This window comes from Wolbachia endosymbiont of Tuta absoluta, assembly GCF_059414725.1.
Map to the genome: position 1 here is coordinate 1 of NZ_JBNRJY010000296.1, position 4,189 is coordinate 4,189.

General features: G+C 34.5%; 4 protein-coding genes. 3 read left to right on the forward strand and 1 reads right to left on the reverse strand.

Going from position 1 to position 4,189, the window contains the following annotated elements; translation table 11 throughout:
• Positions 1-68 precede the first annotated feature (68 nt).
• From ACJ5GX_RS03330 to ACJ5GX_RS03340, 3 genes are all read left to right on the forward strand, one after another.
• A complete protein-coding gene (locus ACJ5GX_RS03330) occupies positions 69-899 on the forward strand; it encodes a hypothetical protein (RefSeq protein WP_246485283.1) in 831 nt (276 codons plus the stop codon).
• A 71-nt stretch (positions 900-970) separates the two neighbouring features.
• The gene (gene infA, locus ACJ5GX_RS03335) at positions 971-1,234 is read left to right on the forward strand and encodes a translation initiation factor IF-1 (protein WP_052264695.1); all 264 of its coding nucleotides are present in this window, start codon (positions 971-973) and stop codon (positions 1,232-1,234) included.
• The gene (locus ACJ5GX_RS03340) at positions 1,212-1,802 is read left to right on the forward strand and encodes a Maf family nucleotide pyrophosphatase (RefSeq protein ID WP_052264696.1); all 591 of its coding nucleotides are present in this window, start codon (positions 1,212-1,214) and stop codon (positions 1,800-1,802) included. Before infA ends, ACJ5GX_RS03340 begins: the two co-directional genes overlap by 23 nt.
• Here ACJ5GX_RS03340 and ACJ5GX_RS03345 read toward each other — a convergent pair.
• Positions 1,789-4,002 carry a hypothetical protein gene (locus ACJ5GX_RS03345; RefSeq protein WP_052264697.1) on the reverse strand — a complete coding sequence of 738 codons (2,214 nt, stop codon included), beginning with the start codon at positions 4,000-4,002 and terminating at the stop codon, positions 1,789-1,791. The two genes, ACJ5GX_RS03340 and ACJ5GX_RS03345, sit on opposite strands and share 14 nt — an antisense overlap.
• Positions 4,003-4,189 lie beyond the last annotated feature (187 nt).

Genomic DNA, 4,189 nt, shown 5'->3' on the forward strand with positions numbered 1-4,189 from the left:
CCAAGTACAGCATCTCCAAATTCATTTTCAGCCCATTCATTATTCCTGTTTGCCATTTTTTACCCTCAATGTTTGCAAACTTTAATGTTGTAATACTTTATTTTTATGTCCATTTATATTTGTGGGTAATAGTAAGTAATAGCAATGCATTGGAAGTCAATTTACAGCACACTGAAACTCAACCAGAAATTGCTTCACAACAAATCAGAACTCAAGCGGAAACTAACTCACAAAAAATGGATGAATTGATTCCAGATAATCAAATGCTACCTAAAGAAAATGTTGAATTAAAGCAAGAAATAGAAGCAGAAACAATTGTAAAGTTAGAGAGGCAGTGTAGCAATTTGAACGATGAACTTGAAGAAGAGAGACTAAAGTTCGACATTGAGGAGCCAGAAAACGAGTACGAGGAATTTCTAGACGATATACTTGAACTCACTGAAGATGAAGATAATATTGATGAATTGAAAGAGAACTATATCGACGTAATTGCAGATCAAATTCAAACAATTAAAGAAATGAAAGAGGAGATAGAAAACTTAAATCATCAAGTGAAATACTTAGAGGACCAACAAGATCAAGTTACTGATAAACAAAGAATGAATGAAATCCCCAGTGGTTGTATAAAAAAATATTATACTCTAATGGGAGAAGTTTTTAATGAAACTGATAATGAGTCTAATGTTCCACTGAAAGAAAAAACAACATTATGCAGATCTTTAAGCTTTGATGGAGGATATGGTAGCGATGAGGAAAATTGTGATAATGATTTATCTTCTAACATAACTTCTATTGAGAAGGTAGTAGAGAGTAGAAGCGTAGGTAGCTCGCTTTCCTCTTGCATTGTTAAGGAGATGATTGGAGTTAAGTTGCAAGAGCAATACTCAAGTAGAGTATAAAAATCTCCTGTATTGATAATAATTTAAAATCTATAGTAGACTGAAAAAGATTATTAAATTATAATACGACAATGATAAAAGAAGACAAATCAAAAACAATTTTTGAAGTGGAAGGGGCAGTAACTGCTTTACTACCTGCAGCAGAATTTAGAGTGAAGCTGGACAATGAACATGAGATTATCTGTCATGTATCAGGGAAAGTGAGAAGAAGTAAAATACGCATAATTATAGGCGATAGGGTGTTGGTTGAGATGAGTGTTTATGATAGGAATGCAAAAAAGGGTAGGATAATTAGAAGGCTTAAAGGTACAAGTGACAGAACGATCTCTAAATAATCTTATTCTTGCTTCATCATCGAAAAGGCGTATAGCTTTACTAAAACAAATAAATATTGAGCCAGGTTTAATTTTGCCAGCAGACATAGATGAAGTTCCTTTAAAAAAGGAACTTCCAAGAGATTACTCAATCCGTATGGCAAAAAGTAAAGCTGAGAAAACACAAAGTTCAAATCCAGATTACTTTGTGCTTGGTGTTGATACAGTTGTTGCTTGTGGTAGAAGGATACTGCTCAAAGCTGAAAACGTTGAGCAAGCAGAAAAATGCGTTCGCTTGTTATCAGGAAGAAGGCATAGAGTATACACCAGTGTGTGTTTATTAACTCCTGATCAATCTAAACAGCATATTAGGACTGTAGTTACAATAGTGAAATTTAAGCGTCTCAGCGAACAAGAAATTAAATATTATTTAGCATCAGAAGAGTGGAAAAACAGGGCAGGGGGGTGCAACATACAAGGTCTTGCAGGAATGTTTGTATTATTTTTACGTGGCTCATACTCTTCTGTAATAGGGTTACCATTACATGAAACCCATTGCTTGCTAAGTAATTACTTTAACCTATACTAATACCACTGTCCTTTTTTTGTTTTTCTTCAGCAATAAGTTTAGCCCAGATTCTATTTCTATTTGCTAATACAATTCTATTGCGATCAGGACTATCATTGCGTTCTGTTAAAGTATCTTTTCTTTCCTCTTCTACTATTCCAGCTTTCAGTTGTGCTGCATCTTTTTCTAGCAATTTATATAGTTCGCTATTTTTGTCTATAGTCAGATTAGTATTATCATTTTCTTGTTCTGCCACTTTTCTTTCTAATAACTTACGTACAGGGTCATATTTTTTACCTTCTTTTATTTCTTTCAACATACTTTCTGAGAATAAATCTTTAGTAGCCTGGTCTCTCAATCCTTTATTCAATTTTTCCAATGTATCTTTTGGTTCAATGGTTTCTAATTTCCTCTCTAATTGTTCAGGATTTACCTGAAAATTATCGTGGCTAGTGTAAGTTGGAGATGAGTAACCTGAGTCGTTTATTTCTTCCTCCGCTGCATTGTCTTTTAGCAATCCAGCTGCTAATAAATGTTCTTTTGTTTGTTCACTCATTTTCTTTTGATTTACTGGTTTTAGCGGGAATTTCTGAGTTTCTTTATCCAACCTACTGGTAAATTCCGTAAGTAGGGTATAATCTCTTTGTTCAACATTCATTAGGCTCGCTTTTAACTGTCCAGAATTTACTCGAGATTGTTCATGATTAGAGTGAGTTGGAGATGAATAGCCCGAATCGTTTGTTTTTATATCTGTTGAGCTGTATTCTAGCGATTCATTTTCTTGTTCGGTTTCTTTTTGTTCATCGTTTCCTCTTTCTTCGTTTTCCTTAGTGCTAAGATAATCTTTTTCTTGTTTATAATCTGATTGAGGTTTTGAAAGCGTTATATACTCATCTTCGTTATCGCTCCAACCATCTTCGAAGTCAGAAAATTCTTCACCATACTTACTTTCACTACGTAATAACTCATTTTTTGCTTTCCATGCAAGAATCGAAGCTACATCATTTAGTGATTGCTTATTTCCAGTATTGCTTGATTCTTTAGCGTTTTCATACTTAAATGCACCTTTAACTTTTTTGAATGCAACGTCTTGTGCTGCTGCAGTGCTTTCATTAGTTGTAGGATCAAAAATTGCACCTTTTTGCCGATTATTAGATATTTGCTCACTTTCATCTGATCTTCGGCTTCCAGATGCAGTATATCCAAACGTAGTAAATGTAGACTGCCTATCGTTTTGATTTTGGCTTACAGATTTGGTGAAAGCAGTACTGTTTGAATGATCAGAATATGGAGAATTGTAGTTATTTCCACTATTAATCCGTATTGGCTGATACTCACCTTTTTGCTGATTATTAGGTAATGAACTAGTTCTAGTTGGCAGTGACGGTGGAATCTTTTTAGCAGATGCGTTATTAGAATGTGTAGTGCTAGTCGTTGCATGCTTAAACTTAACTTCTTGATCTTGAGTAGCTTGAACGCCAACACCTTTACTAATATCATTTTCTATGAAAGTTTCAGATGATTGTTGATTCTCTTGTTCTTGTCCTTTCTCCTTGAATTGTATTTGATATAGGAATAAGCCACCTATTTTTACATCTGTGTTTGCTTTTAATTGTTCCTCAGTAACACCATTACGTTCAGTGAGATCTACACCATCTTTATCAATCTTGATTTTGATAGTACATTTTTTGCCATTTTTGTCATGCCAATTCAAAGTCATTTCATATGAACCATCGGTTACAACATAATGCCTTATTCTTTTCTCTCCTTCTTCGGCAACAAAACCGTGCATTCCGCTCTTTCCATCACTATGCAGCGTTGAAAATCCCGAAATTCCTTTCTTCTGACAAAAGTCACTATTTAAAAACTCGCTGATTTTAAACTCTTTTTTGTCATCTCCCAGTGTAATACTTGCGTGATCGCCATATATTGAAACTCCTGCGATATCATCAACATACTCTTTTAACCTTGCTTTAACTTCACTTTCAAGCTTTTGTTCGGCTTTCTTTATCTTGTTCTGCTCTGGAAGAATAACTTCATAAGCTTTATTTTTGTCTTCATCTGTCTCCAAATTCCAGATGGGGTGCTTTATTAGAAACTTTACTGCATTAAAACCAACTCTGGAATTATAAATTGGGTCGTCTTCCTTTTTTATTTCATCGAATAAAGTAAAAAATCCTCGAATGAATTCATGATATTGTTGTGTGCTTTGAGTATTCATATTTTCCCTCACTAATAACCTTCTGCCTTTTAGCCTTAGCTAGTACAATTCTTACTATTACCCACAAATATAAAGTTCGTGAGCAAGTCGCCATCCTTCTGCTAGATCAAAGAGACGTCTCCATCCTTTCCAAATAGTAATGGGGCCTGGTTCTAGATCATTTTTTCTAGCCAAATGTCCTCCAAGT